Here is an 18476-nt window from a genome sequence, read left to right on the forward strand (position 1 = left end):
TTCAGCGGGCGAAGGTCGCGACCATATTCCTAAACGCCGCATCGCTTTCCGCGCCGGTGATCGGCGGCACGTAGGGAGTGTGCAGCACGATGTGCTCGAGTAGACCGTCGAAGCGCGCGAACTGCTCCCGCGCCTCGTCAGGCGTGCCGCTGATCGCGAAGGTCTCCAAGAGTGCGTCCGATGTCGCCTTCTCCAAGGCGGCCGGGCCCTCGGTGAACAACGCTTGGACCGCAGCGTCTCGGTCGTCCTGCAGTCCCATGAACTCGATCACGGTGGAACTGACCGGGAACGCCACGTAGTTGCCGACGTTGATGCGGGCGATGCGACGCGCCTGCTCACGGTCTTCGGAAACACTGCACAGGATCAGCGACGCGATATCGATGTCGGCGGGATCCCGCCCTGCCTTTTGAGCTCCCGCAGCGATATTGGGCCGCACATGTTCGCTGACGAAGCTCGGTGTGTTGAGGTAGCCGAGCACCCCGTCCGCCACCTCGCCCGCCATCTGCAGCATGGCCGGCTTGAGCGAGCCCAGGTAGATCGGTATCCGCGGGCGGACCAATGCTCGCCCTCCCCATGGATTGAAGGGGGGTTGGGCCAGCTGCAGGAAGCGGCCTTCGTGCTCGATCGGTTCACCGGTTTCGAAGTGCCGCCATACCTTGCGAACCGCGTCGATGTACTCCCGCATTCGCGGCAGTGGATGGCTGATATCGGCGCCGTTGTATACGTCTGTCCATCCGGCCCCGCCCGTACTGATCCCAAGAATCGTTCGCCCACCGGATATTTCGTCGACGTCGGCGGCGGCGTTCGCCATCTCGAACGGAGTGCGACTGGCGGCCGTCGCGATTCCGGTCGCCAGCTTGATCCGCGAGGTTGCCCTGGCGTTGAGCGCGTGGGTGATGAACGGGTTGCGGAAGAATTCGTAGTCCCACAACGAATCGAACCCGGCATCGTCGGCGAGGGCGGCGAGTTCTGGGTAGCGGTCGTATGGCTGGTTGAGCATCGGCAGCGAGACACCGATACGACTCATGAGCACCTCCGAATTGGTCGGTGGAGGTGACTATAGCGACTCGTGAACGATCGTTGTCAGGCTATCGGCCTCGCCGATGTCACGTGCTCGCGTACTGCGCAGCGATGCGGTCCCGGAATGCCCGGATCTCGCCGGTGAAGTCATAGTCGTCGCGGCGCAGCGCCGATCGGAAGCACAGCCCGATCGCATACGACACGAAGACCTCCGCCTCGCGCGCCGGGTCGAGATCCGGCCGGACCGAACCGTCGCGCTGCCCGGTCGCCAGGTGGGCCGCCAGCTCGGATTCATACTCGGCGATCAACCGATCGAACCAGCCCGCGAACGTCTGCAACGGGCCCGGGGTCTCGAAGGTCAGCACGATCATCGCGCGCATGGTCTCCGGTTCCCGCTCGACGGCACCGAGCAGATCGTCGAGTTGCCCGAGAACATGGTCCAGACCAGTTCCCGTCCGTTCGCCACGCACCGCAGGCAGCAGCTGGCGGGCGAACTGCTCGAAGACCGTCTGCAGCAGGGCGTCTTTCGAGCCATACCGATCACGCACCATATTGCGGCTGAAGCCGGCGTTGGTCCCGATCTCGGCGGCGGTGGTCCGCTCATAACCCTGCTTCGCGAACAACTCGATGGCGGACGCGACCAGCGCGAGGGTGGATTCCTCGACGCGTTCCCGGTTCGACTTGGGCTGGCGCTTCACCATGGCGACCACGCACAGAGCCTACCGCACGATCTGTCATGCAACAGATATCTGTTCAGAAACAGAAAACGTCTGTTCACGAACAGACGATGATGTTATCGTCGTCACATGCCCAATGAACGGCCGTTAACAGCGGGCGTATCCACCCCGGTCGCGGCCGGCCCGAATCCCGATGATGCTGCCCGCAATTGGGCCAAGGTATGGGTCGTCCACGGCTTCCTGTGGCTGGCGTTGATCGCCTACTGCTGGTCGATGTGGGTGCTGTCCGGCGATTTCACGCCCAACACCCTGGGCCGGGGCCAGGAGCCCACGTGGTACGTCATCCTGGTTCGCTGCGTCGAGGTGGTCTTCGGGATCCTCATCACCGGCTGGATCCTGTGGCACTTCGTGATCGGGCCCAAACTCCGCACCGGCCGATTCAGTTTCGACGGCCTGTTCTTCCTCGCCGGCTGGCTCATGTTCTTCCAGGAGCCCTGGATCAACATGATCACCTACCAGTTCCAGTACGCGACGACGTTCGTCAACTTCGGCAGCTGGCTTCCCCACATCCCCTGGTGGAGCGCGGGCAACGGCCAGCTGATCCCGGTTCCCATGGTGTACTTCACCGCCTATCTCTGGATGTGCGCCATGTCCGGGTACGCGGGCTCGCGCTACATGACATACCAGCGCCGCAAAGATCCGTCGCGCAGCGCGCTGCGCCTGATATTGCAGACCTACGGCGTGATGATCATCGGCGACATCATCGTCGAGTTGATCATGACCAGAACCCAGCTGATCAGTTACTCGTCGACGATTCCGGCGCTGACGATCTTCGCGGGCACCGACCATCAGTGGCCCCTCTACGAGATGTTCAGCTGGCCAGGAACTTTCATCATTTTGTCCTGCCTGCACTTCTTCCGCGACGACACCGGCCGGTCGTGGCCCGAGCGCGGTATCGACAAGCTCAACTTCAAACGTGAAGGCGTCAAGACGTTCGCGAGGTTCTGCGCCATCGCCGGCTACTGCCAGCTCGCCATCCTCATCGCCTTCAACATCCCCTACTCGCTCTATGCACTTCATTCGGGACCGATGCCCAAGCCGTTCATCGAACGGGAATGGCGCAACGGCGGCGTATGCGGACCCACGACCGCATACGACTGCCCCGACCCGGCCAAGCCCATCTCGCGGGAGTCCGCTCCCGAACGTCCCGAGCTCTTACCCGAGAGGAATCCATGACAGTGCACAGCACGGCGGCGGTGATCGGTGGCGGCGCTGCCGGTATGGCGGCCGCCTACGAACTCAAGAAGGCCGGCTTCGCGGTCACCGTGTTCGAAACCCGCGACCGGGTCGGTGGCCGCATCTGGACCGTCCGCAAGGGTGACTTCGTCATGGACCTGGGCACCGCGGTGTATCTGGGCACCTACCGCGAAGCGGTCGCGATGATCCACGAGGTGGGCCTGACAGGCGAATTCGTCGAGACGCCGGTGATGTTCGGAATGCCACGGCAGGGCAAACAGCACTATCTCGACCTCGCCAAGCCGATCCGCTCGAGTGTCTCGACTCAGGTGATCTCCTGGCCCGCGAAGATCAAGGCGCTCCGGCTCTTCGCCGACGTCTTCAAGCATCGGGCGTCGCTGGGCTACGACACGTACGACGGACTGGCAGAAATCGACACCGAGACGGTGCTCGACTACAGCCAGCGGGTGCTGAACACCGAACTCGCACGCTATATTTCGGCGCCTTTGGTCAGCGGTACCTGGGTGCACGACGACCACGACACCTCGGTAGCCCTGTTGCACTGGACCGTCCGCAACATGCTGGTGAAATCGGTGTTCAACCTGACATCCGGTGTCGCCGGCCTGCCGGTGAAGCTCGCGACCCTGGTCGACACGCGACTCGAGCACACCGTCACCAATGTCACCGACTCCGGTAGTGCGGTGGAGGTGACCTACACGTCGCCGGCGGCGAGCGGCGAGCGCACCGAGACGTTCGACACGGTCGTCATCGCGACGACGGCAGCTCCGGCTCTGTCGATGTACCCACAGATGGACTCCAACCACCGCGGACTCTACGAGACCGCCCGCTATCACCGCCTCGGCAATGTCTCGCTTGGCTTTTCGGCCAGACCTGATGACCCGGGCACGTTTTCGATGATCTCGCCGTACGACGATCCCGACACCATTGCGGTGATCGCCGATCACAACAAGGCGCCCGGACGCGCGCCGGCGGGCAAGGGCCTCATCTCCGTCTTGCTGTCACCGTCCTATCTCGACCGCACCGATGACAAGGACGACCAGCACCTCCTCGACCATGCCCTGGAACGCGTGGCCTACTACTACGGGAGCCTGCCCGGCACACTCGAGGAGTACGCGCTCATGCGCTGGCCCGAATCGGTTCCGGTACTGGGCAAGGGCCGCTTCAAAGTCATCGCCGACTTCCGCAAGAAGATCGATCACGGGGCGCGCGTGCAGTTCGCCAGCGACCTCGACCGCATCCCGGGCCTCAACGGCGCATTGGTCAGTGGGCAGGAAGCGGCAGCCAGGGTCAACCGGCTGTTCGCCAGTCGCAGGGCGGTACCGGTCAAATGACAACCACCAATCTGGCCATCGCCGAACCACCGTGGACGATGACCACACCGGCCACACCGCAGCTCGTCATCACCGTGATCCTCGGGATCGTCGTGGCCGCGTTCGTCATCGCGGCACTGATCGAATGGCGGCGCTCCGGTCGTCCGATCTTCCTGCTGATGCTCGTCGGCGGCTACGTCTGTTCGTTCAACGAGGCCACTGTCGACGTGCTCGGGCACTGTTACTTTCCCGGTGATGGCGCGATCGCCTACCGGTTCCTGGATCGCAGTGTGCCGGTGTGGGTGGTGCTGGCCTACGTCGTGTTCTTCGGCGGGCTGTCCTACGTGATGGCCAAGGCATTCCAGAAGGGCGCCAGCCGGTCTCAAATGTGGTCGGGCATCGCGGTATTCGGTGTGCTGAACGTGCTGCTCGAGATCCCGATGCTGTCCTCGGGGCTGTACGTCTATTACGGCGACCAGCCCTTCACCGTGGCCGGCTTCCCGATCAGCTGGTTGGTGATCAACAGCCTGGGGTCGCTGTTCGGCGCAGTGGTGGTGACGAGGCTGGACTGGCTGTTCACCGGGGTGCGCCAGCTGTTCGTGGCGTTCATACCGTTCACCACATACATGGCGTCGTGGGCGCTGGCGATACCGTACTTCGCCATCACGAACACCGACGCCCCCGGCAGCGTACGGATGATCGCCGCCGCGGTCAGCATCGTGCTCGGCCTGCTCGCCACCGACGTCCTGATCCGGTTCGGCACCGGCGAGATGCGTCTGATTCCCCCGCCCCAGAACGCCACGACCAACCCTGAGATGGTGCAATCACGATGACCAACAACACTTTCGACTACATCGTCATCGGGGCCGGCCACAATGGTCTCTCCGCCGCGTGCACGCTCGGTGAAGCCGGGCAATCGGTTGTCGTCGTCGATCAGTTGCCGTTCATCGGCGGCCTCTCCGCGAGCCGGGCTTGGGTACCTGAGGCACCCAACCACCTGTTGTCCGTCGGAGCGATGGACGACATGCTGATGGCCCAGACATCGTTGACTCAGGAACTCGGCCTGAAGAAGCATGGCTACGAGCCGATTCCGTTGGACGCGCCATACGGCTGGATCAACGAAGACGGCGACACGCTCCTGCTGTTCCGCGACTTTGACCGGACGCTCAAGGAGATCAGGCGCTTCTCGAACAAGGATGCGGCGACCTACGCCGAGATCCGGCCGACCCTGGATCTCATCATGGACCTGGTCGAAAAGCTGGTGGTGCAATTCCCCTCACTCGGCAAGGCCGAGCTGGCCAGGCTTGCGCTCAAGCTGATGCGGGACAAGAAGTCCCGGGCACTACTGCAGAAGATGTTGAAGCTCAGCGTCTTCGAGATGATCTCGGAAACCTTCGAAAGCGATGCCATGCGAGGGCTGTGGGCGTACTGGACGTCCATGCTCGGGCCTGCCGATTTGGAGGGCACCGGGGTCTACCTGATGGGGTATCACGCCACCCACCGCAAACAGGGCATCCTGCGCCCGCGGGGTGGCATGACCGGACTGATGAACGCCTTCGCCGGGAAGATTGCCGCCCACGGTGGTGAGATCCGACTCGGCGCGGGTGTCCACGAGATCCTGCTGTCCACCGGTCGTGCCGACGGTGTCCGGCTGACCGACGGCACCGAATTGCGCGCCCGGCGAGGCGTTCTGGCGAGCTGCGCCCCCCAGGTCACGCTCTCCAAGCTGCTACCCCAGGGCACCCTTGACCGCAGGCTCACCAACAAGGTCGCGATGATCCCGGCCAACGGCGTGAATGTCGCGGCTTTCAAGATCGACGTCGCCGTGGGTGGCCGGCTCGACTACCCCAGGGCCGCCGCCAAACGCCACGACGGTTTCGACGTCCGGCGCACCACGCTGATGACGGGCACCCTGGAAGAGCACTACCGCCATCTGTTGGCCACCAAGCTGGGCCAGATCGTCGACACCCCACCGGTGTACATGGCGGTGCTCTCCGCCAGCGATCCCACAATCGCACCCGCCGGCCAGGACGTGCTGTACCTGCACTCCAATGTCCCCGCCGAGCCGATCGGCGGCTGGGAAGCGAACAAGGATCTCTATACCCAGACGATCGTGAAATCGGCCGAGCGGTTCTTGTCGGGCCTGGACGCCGAGATCGGGCGGGTCGTGCACACGCCCAAGGACTTCGAGGATCGCTTCGCCACACCCAAGGGCTGCTACTTCCACGTCGACATGACACCGCTGCGGTTGGGCACCAATCGACCGGCGCCGGAACTCGGCGGCTACGCCACCCCGGTGCCGGGTTTGTATCTGGCCGGCGCAGGCTCCCACCCCGGCGGAACCATCAGCGGCTGGTGCGGGCGGTTGGCCGCGCAGACCGCGATCGCCGACGAATCCTAGAGAGGACACCGTCATGCGCAACATGAACATCACCGCCCAGAAGATCTGCGTCTGGTGCGGACCGGTGATGATCTTCACCTGGGCGGCCGCATTCGCGTTCCTCTGCAAGTTCATCCCGCCCCCGGCCCCGTCGCTCACCCGTGAGCAGTTGGTGGCTCAATTCAGCGAGAACACCAATCTGATTCGCCTCGGTCTGGTGATCAGTGTTTTCATGTGCGCGCTGCTGGTGCCGTTCTGCGCGGTGATCGCCGCGCAGGTGCGCCGTATGGAAGGTGTCCGTTCGGTGCTGGCCGAAACTCAGCTGATCTCCGGCGGTCTGCTGTGCGTCGAGTTCCTGCTGCCGTTCGCCGTCTGGCAGACCGCCCTCTATCGGCTCCACGAGTGGAGCCCGGAGATCGTGCAGATGCTCAACGACATGGCGTGGCTGACGTTCCTCGGCATCATCTCCTCGGCCTGCGTCCAGGTCGCGGCCCTGGGTCTGGCGGTCCTCCTCGACAAGGGGGCGAAGCCGGTGTTCCCGCGCTGGTTCGGCTATTTCAACATCTGGGTGTCGATCATCTGGATCCCCGCCGCGATCATCCCGTTCTTCAAATCCGGCCCGTTCGCGTGGAACGGCGTCGGCTCCTGGTGGATTCCGTTGTGCGTGTACTTCAGCTGGTTCGTCATCACGGTTGCGTTGCTGCTGCGGGCGATCGGCGATGACGAACGCCAGCAGACCGAGACCGCCCGCACAGCCGGCTCGGCCGCGGTCGCATCCCAGGCGCAGCTGGAATCAGACGTAGCCGCCCTGCGCGCCCGTGTCGATCAGCTAGCGCCGCTCCCCTAACAAGGGGCTACCGGAGCCTAGTCACGAGCGATATAGTTATTTTTGAGATGACCAATCACGTAATTCCAGAGCTGCTCAGCGCACGTGCGGCAGCCACTCCCGACAACGTCTGCTGCGCCATGGACGAGCAGTCCTACACCTACGCCGAGATGGACCGCCTCTCGGATCGGATCGCGGCCGGCATTGCCAGCCTGGGCGCCGGTCCGGGTGAGCGGGTCGCGACGCTGGCGCCCAACCGCCCCGAGCTACTCGAGCTCTTCTACGGGCTGGCCAAGAGCGGGGCCGCGCAGGTCCCGCTCAACGCGTATCTCAAGGGTGAATTCCTGCTGCATCAACTCCGCCAGTCCCGCTCCCGGGTACTGGTCACCGATGCCGCCGGCCGCGCAGCCCTGGCACCGATCCGCGCGCAGCTACCCGAGTTGCAGACCGTCATCATGCTCGATGACACCGAGGGCGATGAGGTGGCGTACACCGCCATCCGCGACCACGACGGCCCTGTGCCTGCGCTGTCATTCTCGGCCGCCGACACCATGTCGATTCTGTATACGTCGGGCACGACGGGGCTGCCCAAGGGGTGCGTCGCGAGTCACGGGTACTACATCCGCAGTGCACAGTTGATCGGGGACGCACTGGAGATCAACGACTCCGATGTGCTGCTCGCCGGGCTGCCACTCTTCCACGCCGGCGCCCGCCTGGTGACCGTGACACTTCCCCTACTCTTCGGCATCCCTGCCTACCTCGAGGGAACCTTCAGCGCCCGAGGCTATTTCCCACACGCCAGAGAAGTCGGCGCGACGGTGATGATCGCCGTCGGCGCGATGGGTGCAGCGATCCTGGCGACCGAACCCAGCGACAGCGATCGGGACCACAGTGTCCGCCGGATCATGTGCGCTCCGCTTTCCCTGGAGTCGCAGGCCGTGTTCCGCGAGCGGTTCGGCGTGGATCCCTGGGTCGATATCTTCGGTCAGACCGAATGTATGCCAATGACGTTGACCGCCCTGTCGTCCGACCGCCGGGATCCCAACGGTTGCGGGATTGCCGCCCGCGACCTCGAGGTCGAGCTACTCGATCCTGACGGGAACGTGCTGGAGGGCGAGGCGTCCGGCGAGATCTGCATTCGGCCGTTGGCCCCGCATGCCATGTTCGAGGGTTATTTCGAGCAGCCTGCGGCGACCGTGGAGGCGTTCCGCGGATTGTGGTACCACACCGGCGATTTCGGGCGACGCCTCCCCAGCGGGGCTTTCGCCTTCGTCGACCGGTTGAAGGACTGTTTGCGCCGCCGCGGCGAAAACATCTCCAGCTTCGAGGTCGAGCAGGCCATCGACCATCACCCTGCCATCGTCGAATCTGCCGTGCACGCAGTGCCTTCCGAACTCGGCGAGGACGATCTCAAAGCGGTCATCGTGGTGAACAACCCGATCGAACCAGCCGAACTGTTCGACTTCTTCAAGAACTCACTGCCCTATTTCGCGATCCCCCGTTACGTCGAGGTCATCGACGCCCTGCCCAGAAACGGAGTCGGCCGGGTGCTCAAACACAAGTTGCGCGACGTCGGAACCGGCGGCAACACAATCGATTTCGAACATCTCAACCTCACGGTCGCACGAGAGGACCGGCGCTAGCCATGGATTTCACCCTCACGCCCCAGCAGCAGGACCTACAGGCCCGCGCGGAGAAACTGGGGCGCTCGTTCGCCGATGAAGCCCCGTCCTGGGACGAGTCCGATCAGGCGCCCTACCGCGAGATCTTCGACAGGGTCGGCGCCGAAGGCTTCTTCGGGATCGCGATGCCGACGGAATACGGGGGCCAGGGCGGCGGCGCGCTCGAATATCTGATCGTCGTCGAGGCGCTGTTCCGCCACGCCCAGTCGTGGTTACCGCCCGAACCGGTGTTCTGCACCAGCGGCCCCGGCCCCTCGATGCTGCTGCTCGGCGACGACGCGGTCAAGGACAAGTTCCTCCACGACATCGTGGCAGGTCGCCGTGCCTGCAATATCGCGCTCACCGAACCCGATGCCGGATCGGCGCTGACCCACCTGACCACCACGGCCGTGCGCGATGGCGACGATTTCATCGTCAACGGCCACAAGAGTTTTCTCACCGGGTCGAATGTCAACGACCTCAACGCCACGTTCGTCCGATTCGATGACATCCCCGGCGCCAAGGGAATTGGCGCCGTTGTCGTCGACACCGCGATGCCCGGCGTCGAGATCCGCCGCGGCCCGGTGTTCATCGGCGACCGTGGTATCCACCACGGCGAGATGATTCTCACCGACGTCCGGGTGCCCGGCGAGAACATCATCGTCGGGCCTGGACAGTTCGCGCGACTGATGACGGCGTTCAACCTGGAGCGGTTGCACAACTGCGGGTTCTGGCTCGGATTCAGCCAAGCCGCCTACGACGAAGCCGCCGCTTACACGCAGCGCCGCGAGGCGTTCGGCAAGCCTGTCATCGAGTTCCAGTCCGTCTACCACAACCTCGCCGACATGTGGGTACAGATCGAAGCCCTGCGCCTGCTGGCTTACCGCGCAGCGGCATCGGCGATCGACGGCCGGTTCCCCCGGCTCGCCGAGGTCACCCAGGCCAAACTCTTCGGCGCCACGGTCGGCCCACAGATCACGCTCAAAGCGATGGAACTGCACGGCGGATACGGTCCGACAACAGATTTCGCCATTCAACGGATTCACCGAGACTGCGTGACCAACGTCGTGGCCGGCGGTGCCCCCGCTGTCCTGCGCAACGGCGTCGCGGCTGGGCTGTTCCCCGACCGGAGGTTCCCGCAGGGATGAGCCTGACCGTCGAACAACTCGATTTCCAAACGGCGGTCCGGGACTTCTGTGCACGCGAGTGCGCGACCCGCGAACAGCGCGAAGCGCTGCTGGATCCCGACGAAGAAGACCAGTCGACGCCGCTGTACCGCAAGCTCGCCGACCTGGGCTGGCTCGGTGTTGCCATCCCCGAGGAGTACGGCGGATCCGGCGGCACCTACGTCGAGCAGACGATCCTGTTCGAGGAGTTGTGGCGCGGCCTCGCACCGGTGAAAGCACTTGGGCCGACGACGACGGTCGCCGGCTGCTACAAACGGTTCGGATCCGAAGAGCAAAAGGGTGAGGCGCTGGCAGCTATCGCCGACGGCGAGATCATGTCGATCTCGATCTCCGAACCCGGCGCTGGTTCCGACGTCGCCGCGATCACCTGCACGGCCACCCCGGTCAGCGGCGGCTACGTACTCAACGGCCAGAAGACCTGGTGCTCGTATGCGCACCGGGCGACCCGGATCCTACTGGTGGCCCGCACCAGCCGCGAGGCCAAACCCCATGCCGGACTGACGATTCTGCAGGTCCCGGCCGATGCCGAGGGCGTGGAGACTCGCCGTATCGCGACGCTGGGCGGCCGCGAGGTCAACGACGTCTTCTTCACCGATTGCTTCGTCTCCGACGACAACGTTGTGGGGGACGTGGGCCGCGGTTTCCCGCAGATCATGGCGGGGCTGGACGGGGAACGCCTTCTCGGTGCGGCGGTCGGCCTCGGCCTGGGCCAGCGCGCGCTCGACGACACGATCGCCTACGTCAAGGAACGCAAACAGTTCGGCACCACGATCGGGACGTTCCAGGCGCTGCGGCACCGGTTGGCCGATCTCGCCACCGACCTGGAGTGTGCACGCCTGCTCACTTACGAGGTCGCCGCTCGGTTGGAACGAGGGCCCGATCCTGTCACCACCAAGATGACGTCCATGGCGAAGGTCAAGACGTCCGAGGTGGCCAAACAGATCGCGCTCGAAGGCATGCAGATGATGGGCGGCTACGGATACGCCTGCGAGTACGACATGGAAAGCCATGTCCGGCACTCCCTGGTCCTCCCGATCTATGCCGGCACCAACGAGATTCAACGAGAGATCATCAGCGGCTCACTCGGCCTGCGGTGAGACTGCGAGGAGAGATCGATGACGTCCCTGACCGATGAACTGACCGACACCGACGTACTGGTCACCCGTGACGGCGCCGTCGGCATCGTCACCATCAACCGGCCGCACCGGCTCAATGCCGTGACTCCGGCCGCCGGCGACCGGCTGTCGGAGGCGTTCCAGTCGCTCGAGGCCGATCCTGACGTTCGCGCCGTCGTCTTGACCGGCGCCGGACGCGGCTTCTGCGCGGGCGCCGATATTTCCGGCGACGTCGGCAACGCGCGCGATGTCCTACTGCACACCTGGAACCCACTGGTACAGACCATGGTTGGCTTGGAGATTCCGATCATCGCGGCCCTCAACGGGGTCGCCGCCGGTGCCGGGGTGTCACTCGCCCTGGCATGCGATCTGCGGGTCGCCGCGGTGTCCGCACGAATTCAGCTGTCTTTCACCAAAATCGGGCTGCTGCCCGACGCGGGTTTGACCTGGTTTCTGCCCCGCGTCGTCGGACTCGGCCGGGCGAACGAGCTCGCTCTGCTGGCGCGGGATATCCATGCACCCGAGGCGCTGGAGTGGGGGCTGGTGAACCGGGTGTGTGACGACGGCACCGCGTTGGACACCGCGATCGCGCTGGGCCAAGACATCGCCGCGTTGGCGGGCAGCGTGAGCGCGGTCAAACGCGCACATCGACGTTCCTTCGATGCGGAGCTGCCCGATCAGCTCCATTTCGAGGCAGACACCCAGGGCTGGCTGCAGCAACAGCCGGATTTCAACGAGGCGACAACGGCTTTCGCTGAGAAGCGGCCCCCGGTGCGAGCCAGCCGGACACCCGGACGTCAACCATGACCGAGGCACATCAGCGGCTGTGCGTCTGGGTCGGGCTGATCTTCCTGCCGCTGTTCTGGCTCGGCCTGATGGTCGCCGGCTGGTTCCCGCCGCCGACGCCGAACATGACAGCGACCGAGGTCGCACGGATGTTCAGCGAGGACCGTGCGCGGATCCGGATCGGAGTGCTGATCCTCACCAGCGCCGCTCCCCTGCTGGCCGGTTACGGCGCGGCACTGACACACCAGATCCGACGCAGTGTCGGCGAGACGTCGCCACTGGCGACCGCTCAGAGCCTGGTCGCGGCGTGTCTGATCCTCGAATTCATCTTTCCCCAGATGATCTGGCAGGCCGCGGCGTTCCGTAGCGACCGCGATCCCGCCTTGGTTCAGCTCTGCTACGACATCGGCTGGCTGCTCTATATCGGCGTGGTCGGCACGGCGATCGTGCAGATGGTGCTCTGCGGTCTGGCGATCCTGCTGGACCGCAGGCCACAACCCCTCATTCCTCGGTGGGCGGCCTACGTCTGCTTCTGGGCAGCCCTGGGCGTGGCTGGCGGGTCGTTCTGTGTGTTCACCCAGACCGGACCGATCGCCTGGAACGGCCTCATCGCGTTCTGGCTCCTTGCGATCGCCTTCTTCGTCTGGATGTTGACGATGAGTGCAACCATGCTGCGCGCCAGCCGGATTCCGACGGAATCCGGCCACCCATTGGTAACTCCCGCATAGGAGGTCCCGTGTCCGGACCCATCGCCACGAAACTCAGAACCGCGAGCCAGGTGGGCCGGATCGGCGCCCACGTGCTGTATGAACAGCTCCGCCGCCCGAAACCGACCTCGCTGGCCGAGATACCACCATCGGTCGATGCCCTCACCCCGGAATGGCTCACCGCCGCCCTGTGCAAGGGACACCCCGGCGCCTGGGTTACCGGCGTATCGACCACATCGGGAAGCGACGGATCAACCACCCGCCGGGTACTCCGCGTCGATTACAACGATGTGGGCCAGGCCGCCGGACTGCCGACATCGGTGTTCTGCAAGTCGACTCCGAAGTTCACCTCGCGTGCGGTGACCGTCCCCGCCGCCGCGCTGGAATGCGAGGCGTTGTTCTACGACCGGATCCGGCCAGGCCTGGACCTCGACGCCCCGCACGGGTACTACCTGGCCGTCGACAACCGATCGGGCCGTTCCATGTTCCTGATGGAGGACGTCGCCACCACCCGCGGTGTCGTGTTCGGCGATCCCACCAAGCATTACATCGACCGTCAGCGCGCCGAATCGATCGTGACCACGCTGGCCACACTGCACGGAACACTCTGGGAAAGCCCGCGCTTTGCTGGTGATCTGGCCGCCGTGAAGGACACCCTGCGCTGGCAAACCGATGTCAATGACACCATCGCATTCCCCAAGCGCACCGTGATCGGCTTCGATCGTGCGGTGTCGGTGTTTCCCGCCGCGTTCCGTACCCGGCGCGATGAGATCTTCGATGCGCTGATGGCATCGCTGGCCCTGCACAGGTCTGCCCCGACGACGCTCCTGCACTCCGACGTCCACTCGCGCAATTGGTATCTCACGCCCGATGGCGGGATGGGGCTGTACGACTGGCAGCTCATCAGCCGCGGTTCGTGGGCGATGGACGTCGCGTACGCACTGAGTTCCGCGCTGACCGTAGAGGACCGGCGCGCCTGGGAACGGGACCTGATCGCCCTATACACCGATCGGCTGGCCGCTGCGGGCGGTCCGCAGCTCCCCGCCGAAGACGCCTGGCTGACCTACCGTCAACAGCCGTTCCACGGCCTGGTGTTCTGGCTCTACACCATTGGGGCCGGCCGGATGCAGCCCGCGATGCAACCCGATGAGGTGTCACTGGCCAACCTCGAGCGGATGACCAACATGATCGTCGACCTGGACAGCTTCGAGGCGCTAGGGCGATAGACGCCTGGCGTAGCCGGCTGCGGCCACCGGATCCATTCCGGCCATGCGGAGCAGAGCCGCGGCGCACGTCACGTCGGCGCCGTCACCGAGTCGGCCGTCGACGATGCCACGAATCACCTCGAACGCCGCCGCGATCGACATCGTGAGCACCGTCGGGAGGTCGTCGATCACGAATACGCCTGTAGCCCTTCCTCGCTCGAGTGTCGCACCCGCTTGCGGTCGGATGATCCGCTCGAACCGAGCTTCAGCCTGCTCGAGGTTGACAAGCAAACGAGCAAGCGTGGGGTTGTCGTAGGCGATCCGCACGATCGCCCTGGTGGTCACCGCGACTGCCTCCGCGGGATCGTCGTTGGCGGGTGAATCCTCGATCGACCGGGCCAGGCCGACGAGCGCGTCGGCGACGACGGCCTCGATGACATCGTCCTTGGCCTTGAACTGGTTGTAGAACGTTCCGAACGCGACGTCCGCCCGCTCGGTGATGTCGCTGATCCGCAGTCCGTCGAGGCCACGCTCTGCGATGAGTTCCCCAGCGGCCCTGATCAAGTCGGCACGCGTCTGCGCTTGACGGCGGATCGCGCGAGACGGCACGCGGGCAGCGGGTTCAACCACGAGGTTCAGCATATAAGTGAAATCATCAATCAGTATTGATTCAGGAATCATTTAAGGGTTACGCTGGGCCCATGATGAGAACGGCCGTTATCGGTGCGGGTATCGCCGGACTCGGTGCGGCACGCCGGATCACGCAGGCGGGTGGCGCACCGACCGTGTTCGAGTCCGACGACAGGGTCGGCGGCCGGATCAAGACCACTCGCCGCAACGGCCTCACCTTCGACGTCGGCGCGTTCATCTACCTCGGAAGCTATGACGAGGCGACCAGGGAGATGGAGCAGGTCGGCCTGGGTGCGCAGATGCACAGGTTCGACGCATACGGAGCCATGCCACGCTCAGGCGAGCTCAACTTCCTCGACCTCAAGCGCCCCGTCAAAACGCTGGGAACCAAGTATCTTTCGGCATCGAGCAAGGTAAAACTGGCACGGCTTCTACTGTTCCTGGCGCGACACTGGAAGGACCTGAACTACGTCGACGCCAGCGGTATCGCCGCCATTGACACCGAAACCGTGACGGAGTACTGCCGGCGTGAACTGGACCAGGAACTTCTCGACTACCTCGCCGCCGTCGTCATTCGCGGGCCCTGGCTCAGCGACCCGTCGTATGCGTCAGTGGGACAACTTCTCTGGACGTTGAAGAACTTTTTCAAGCCGTACTTCTACGGCCTGGACGACGGCATGGACGCGCTGCCCCGGGCCATGGCGGCGACGCTGAGCGATGTCCGTCTCTCCACACCGGTACTCAATGTCACCGACACCGGACGCCAGGTCGAGGTGACCTTCATGCAGGGCGGCGAGCAGCAGACCGAGGAGTTCGACAACGCGGTCGTCACCACCACGACCGGGGTGGCGCTGGAGCTCTACCCGCAGCTCGCGGGATTCGCCAGGGAGTTCTACGAGAACACCGAATACATCTGCAGCGTCAACACCCACTTGGCGCTGTCCGAGCGGCCGGCCAACCCGGCGACGTACATCATGTGCTCTCCGCGCGAACAACCCGACCTGTGCGGTGTGATCGTCGACCACCTCAAGGCCAACAACCGCTGCGGACCAAGCCAGGGCATGATCACCGCATTCTGTCGCCACGAATGGTGCCTAGACCATCTGGACGCACCCGACGAGAAGGTTCTCGACGCGGTGCTGGGCTTCGTGAAGCCCTACTACGGCGATCTGAGTTCGACACTCGTCGACTACGAGATCGGACGGTGGCGCGACGTGGTTCCCATCATGCCGAAGGGGCGTTTCGAGGCCGTCGATCGCTTCATGCGGGAAACCGATTCCACGGCGCGCGTTCAGCTGGCCGGCGATATCGGGCCGATTCCCGGAATCAACGGCGCCCTGGTCTCGGGCCAGGCAGCCGGCGATCGCATCGCCACCCAATCCCGTTACGCCAGAAGGGCGTCCGCATGAGCGACACCCTCTCTGCGTCAACGTCAGCCCGGCCCACCGCGGCTCCCGACCGTCCGGTGACCGCCGTCAAGTGGTGGGCAACGTTGGGCGCCACGGTGATCGCGCTCCAGGTGGCCGTCACGGTCCGATGGATGACCGGCCCGTTCTTCCACCGCGTCGATCCGGGACCGACACCGCTTCCCGGTTGGATGAAGGTCGCCCTGATCACCCTTCAGGTGGTTCTGCCCATCGCGGCGGCACTGGTCTTGTACCGGGTGGTGGTCCGGCCGTGGCGGCGTGAGCGCCGCATCAGCCTCGAAGGCCTGATGGCGGTGTCGTTTCTCCTTCTGGCCTTTCAGGATCCGCTGAGCGCCTACTTCAACCACTGGTACGCCTACAACGCGTGGCAGGTGAACATGGGCTCCTGGGTGAACAGCCTGCCCGGCGCGCTGGCGCCCGGGACGCCTTCGCACCAGGTGGCCTACCCCCTGCTGATCGTCCCCCCCGCGTATGTCGTGATCTTCATGCTGGTGACCACGATGGGTGCGGCGATCATGCGACGCGCCAAGACCCGGTGGCCGGGTACCAGCCGGCTGGGCCTCGTCACGATCTGCCTGGCGGTGATGGTGCCGTTCGACATCGTGTTCGAGGGCATCGTCTTCATGCCACTGGGCTCGTGGGAGTATCCCGGTGGCCATGTGAAGATCTTCGCCGACACCTATCACGCGTATCCGCTCAACGAGGCGCTGACCACCGGTGCGATCTTCACGATGTTCGCCTGCATCAAGTACTTTGCCAATGACCGTGGGCAGTGTCTGGCCGAGCGCGGCACAGAACATCTCCGCGGAGGCCCCCAGCGGATCGCGTCGATCCGACTGCTCGCGGTGTTCGGTCTCATCACCGCCGCGATGACGCTTGGCTATTCACTGCCGAATCTCTGGTTCGGCGCGCAGTCGACCCAATGGAACGAAGACATCCAGAAGCGCTCCTACCTGACCTACACGTGCGGCGAGGGGCCAGGGATCGCGTGCCCAGCACCGGATGTTCCCCTGCTGCGCAACGACAATCGCGGCGCGGGAGCCAACGGTCGGGACTTCGGCCTCAACTACCCGCCGCAATACCGCTACGACCGCGGCTGACGGTCGCGGTCAGAACAGGATTCGCCGTGTCCACAGAGATCCCCCACCGTCGGGCCCGATCCGTACCGGTTGCGCCCGAGCCGCGCCGGCTGCGGCCGGTGTTGTGGTGGGCGTCCTTTGGCGCCCTCTGGCTGACATTCATGGGCTTCGTGTTGATCCGGTGGATCACCGGCCCGTATTTCGTGCAGGTTCCGGTCGGGCCGAGCGATCCTCCGATGTACATGAAGGTGTTCCTGACCGTCCTGCAGTTCACCATGATCCCGGCGATGCTGGCGCTGCTGTGGTGGTTCGTCGTGCGGCCGTGGTTGCGTGAACGGAAGGTCACCGTCGACGGCGCATTGACGCTGGCGTTCTGCACCCTGTTCTTCCAGGACCCGCTGTCGAATTACTTCGGCCCGTGGATCACCTACAACTCGTGGTCGGTCAACCGGGGATCCTGGGTCAACAGCATCCCGGGGTGGCTGTCGTACGGCGCACCCGGCGCCACCGTCGTCGAACCACCGCTGACGATCATCGGCCTCTACGTCGTCATCATGACCGTCGCGGTCCGGTTCGGGGTGGCCACCATCAGGTGGTCCGCGAGCCGGTGGCCGCGGCTGGGCAGGCTCGGCCTGTTCGGCGTCTGTTGGGTCGCCATGTTCGTCTTCGACGTCATCTTCGAAGGCGTGATCTTCATGCCACTGGGCGTATGGACCTATGCCGGTGGACATTTCAGCATCTTCCCCAACACCTACCACGCCTTTCCGCTGCACGAGGCGTTCCTCGTCGGGATCCTGCTGACCTCCTACTCGTTCCTGCGCCACTTCTTGGACGACCGAGGCCGCACCGTCGTCGAGCGCGGGTCCGAGAACGTCACAGCCTCACCGGCGGGGCATGGGGTCATCCGGGCCTTGGCGATCGTCGGCGCGGTCAACGCCATCTTCCTGGGGATCTACACGCTGCCCCATCTGGTTGTCGGGGCGCACTCCCGTCAGTGGAACGACGACATCCAGCAACGGTCGTACTTTCTCGACGGACTCTGCGGCGGCAGCACCGGGCGGTCCTGCCCCGGACCGGCGATTCCGCTGGTACGCAACGACAACTCCGGCGGGACCGGAGGCTCGGCCTATGTCGGCACCGACGGTCAACTCCACGTTCCGGCGGGCACCCATCTCCCGCCGCCCGTCCCGATCGCCGAGGGAGAGTAGC

The 18476-nt window shown here is 64.7% G+C and carries 17 protein-coding genes; 14 read left to right on the forward strand and 3 right to left on the reverse strand.

All coding sequences use genetic code 11. The annotated features are described in order from the left end of the window. Position 1: 1 nt before the first annotated feature. Together EV580_RS21935 and EV580_RS21940 are read right to left on the reverse strand one after the other, a co-directional pair. The gene (locus tag EV580_RS21935; RefSeq protein WP_133693556.1) at positions 2-1027 is read right to left on the reverse strand and encodes an LLM class flavin-dependent oxidoreductase; all 1026 of its coding nucleotides are present in this window, start codon (positions 1025-1027) and stop codon (positions 2-4) included. A gap of 79 nt (positions 1028-1106) precedes the next feature. Beyond that, the gene (locus EV580_RS21940) at positions 1107-1721 is read right to left on the reverse strand and encodes a TetR/AcrR family transcriptional regulator (protein ID WP_286171792.1); all 615 of its coding nucleotides are present in this window, start codon (positions 1719-1721) and stop codon (positions 1107-1109) included. A 105-nt stretch (positions 1722-1826) separates the two neighbouring features. On the opposite strand from EV580_RS21940, the gene EV580_RS21945 reads away from it, so the two are divergent. Genes EV580_RS21945 through EV580_RS21990 form a run of 11 tightly spaced genes read left to right on the forward strand, consistent with a single transcriptional unit; the run spans position 1827 to position 14152 of the window. Beyond that, positions 1827-2933 carry a spirocyclase AveC family protein gene (locus tag EV580_RS21945; protein WP_133693560.1) on the forward strand — a complete coding sequence of 369 codons (1107 nt, stop codon included), beginning with the start codon at positions 1827-1829 and terminating at the stop codon, positions 2931-2933. Beyond that, positions 2930-4285: a protoporphyrinogen/coproporphyrinogen oxidase gene (locus tag EV580_RS21950; RefSeq protein ID WP_166654826.1), complete on the forward strand. Its 1356-nt coding sequence runs from the start codon at positions 2930-2932 to the stop codon at positions 4283-4285. The genes EV580_RS21945 and EV580_RS21950 overlap by 4 nt, the downstream gene beginning before the upstream one ends. Beyond that, on the forward strand, positions 4282-5097 hold the full coding sequence (locus EV580_RS21955; RefSeq protein WP_133693565.1) for a hypothetical protein: 816 nt from the start codon (positions 4282-4284) through the stop codon (positions 5095-5097). Before EV580_RS21950 ends, EV580_RS21955 begins: the two co-directional genes overlap by 4 nt. Continuing rightward, on the forward strand, positions 5094-6665 hold the full coding sequence (locus EV580_RS21960) for a phytoene desaturase family protein (protein WP_133693567.1): 1572 nt from the start codon (positions 5094-5096) through the stop codon (positions 6663-6665). The genes EV580_RS21955 and EV580_RS21960 overlap by 4 nt, the downstream gene beginning before the upstream one ends. Before the next feature lie 13 nt (positions 6666-6678). Further along, complete coding sequence (locus EV580_RS21965) at positions 6679-7491, forward strand: hypothetical protein (protein WP_133693569.1); 813 nt, start codon at positions 6679-6681, stop codon at positions 7489-7491. A gap of 47 nt (positions 7492-7538) precedes the next feature. Further along, positions 7539-9113 (forward strand): AMP-binding protein, encoded by a 1575-nt coding sequence (locus EV580_RS21970; RefSeq protein WP_133693571.1) that lies wholly within the window; start codon positions 7539-7541, stop codon positions 9111-9113. A gap of 2 nt (positions 9114-9115) precedes the next feature. Beyond that, on the forward strand, positions 9116-10279 hold the full coding sequence (locus tag EV580_RS21975; RefSeq protein WP_133693573.1) for an acyl-CoA dehydrogenase family protein: 1164 nt from the start codon (positions 9116-9118) through the stop codon (positions 10277-10279). Continuing rightward, complete coding sequence (locus EV580_RS21980; protein ID WP_133693574.1) at positions 10276-11415, forward strand: acyl-CoA dehydrogenase family protein; 1140 nt, start codon at positions 10276-10278, stop codon at positions 11413-11415. Before EV580_RS21975 ends, EV580_RS21980 begins: the two co-directional genes overlap by 4 nt. 18 nt (positions 11416-11433) lie before the next feature. Then, positions 11434-12240 carry an enoyl-CoA hydratase/isomerase family protein gene (locus tag EV580_RS21985; RefSeq protein WP_133693576.1) on the forward strand — a complete coding sequence of 269 codons (807 nt, stop codon included), beginning with the start codon at positions 11434-11436 and terminating at the stop codon, positions 12238-12240. Continuing rightward, positions 12237-12947, forward strand: a complete 711-nt coding sequence (locus EV580_RS33825; RefSeq protein WP_166654827.1) for a hypothetical protein — start codon at positions 12237-12239, stop codon at positions 12945-12947. Before EV580_RS21985 ends, EV580_RS33825 begins: the two co-directional genes overlap by 4 nt. Positions 12948-12955: 8 nt before the next feature. Continuing rightward, positions 12956-14152, forward strand: a complete 1197-nt coding sequence (locus EV580_RS21990; RefSeq protein ID WP_166654828.1) for an aminoglycoside phosphotransferase family protein — start codon at positions 12956-12958, stop codon at positions 14150-14152. Here EV580_RS21990 and EV580_RS21995 read toward each other — a convergent pair. After that, positions 14141-14761 (reverse strand): TetR/AcrR family transcriptional regulator, encoded by a 621-nt coding sequence (locus EV580_RS21995; protein ID WP_166654829.1) that lies wholly within the window; start codon positions 14759-14761, stop codon positions 14141-14143. The two genes, EV580_RS21990 and EV580_RS21995, sit on opposite strands and share 12 nt — an antisense overlap. A 71-nt stretch (positions 14762-14832) precedes the next feature. Here EV580_RS21995 and EV580_RS22000 point away from each other — a divergent pair, with 71 nt between their 5' ends. Genes EV580_RS22000 through EV580_RS22010 form a run of 3 tightly spaced genes read left to right on the forward strand, consistent with a single transcriptional unit; the run spans position 14833 to position 18475 of the window. Continuing rightward, on the forward strand, positions 14833-16170 hold the full coding sequence (locus tag EV580_RS22000) for an FAD-dependent oxidoreductase (protein WP_133693582.1): 1338 nt from the start codon (positions 14833-14835) through the stop codon (positions 16168-16170). Continuing rightward, a complete protein-coding gene (locus tag EV580_RS22005; RefSeq protein ID WP_133693584.1) occupies positions 16167-17288 on the forward strand; it encodes a spirocyclase AveC family protein in 1122 nt (373 codons plus the stop codon). Before EV580_RS22000 ends, EV580_RS22005 begins: the two co-directional genes overlap by 4 nt. 26 nt (positions 17289-17314) lie before the next feature. Beyond that, positions 17315-18475: a spirocyclase AveC family protein gene (locus EV580_RS22010; RefSeq protein ID WP_166654830.1), complete on the forward strand. Its 1161-nt coding sequence runs from the start codon at positions 17315-17317 to the stop codon at positions 18473-18475. Position 18476: the final 1 nt, after the last annotated feature.

The organism is Mycobacterium sp. BK086, assembly GCA_004362315.1.
Lineage (GTDB): Bacteria > Actinomycetota > Actinomycetes > Mycobacteriales > Mycobacteriaceae > Mycobacterium.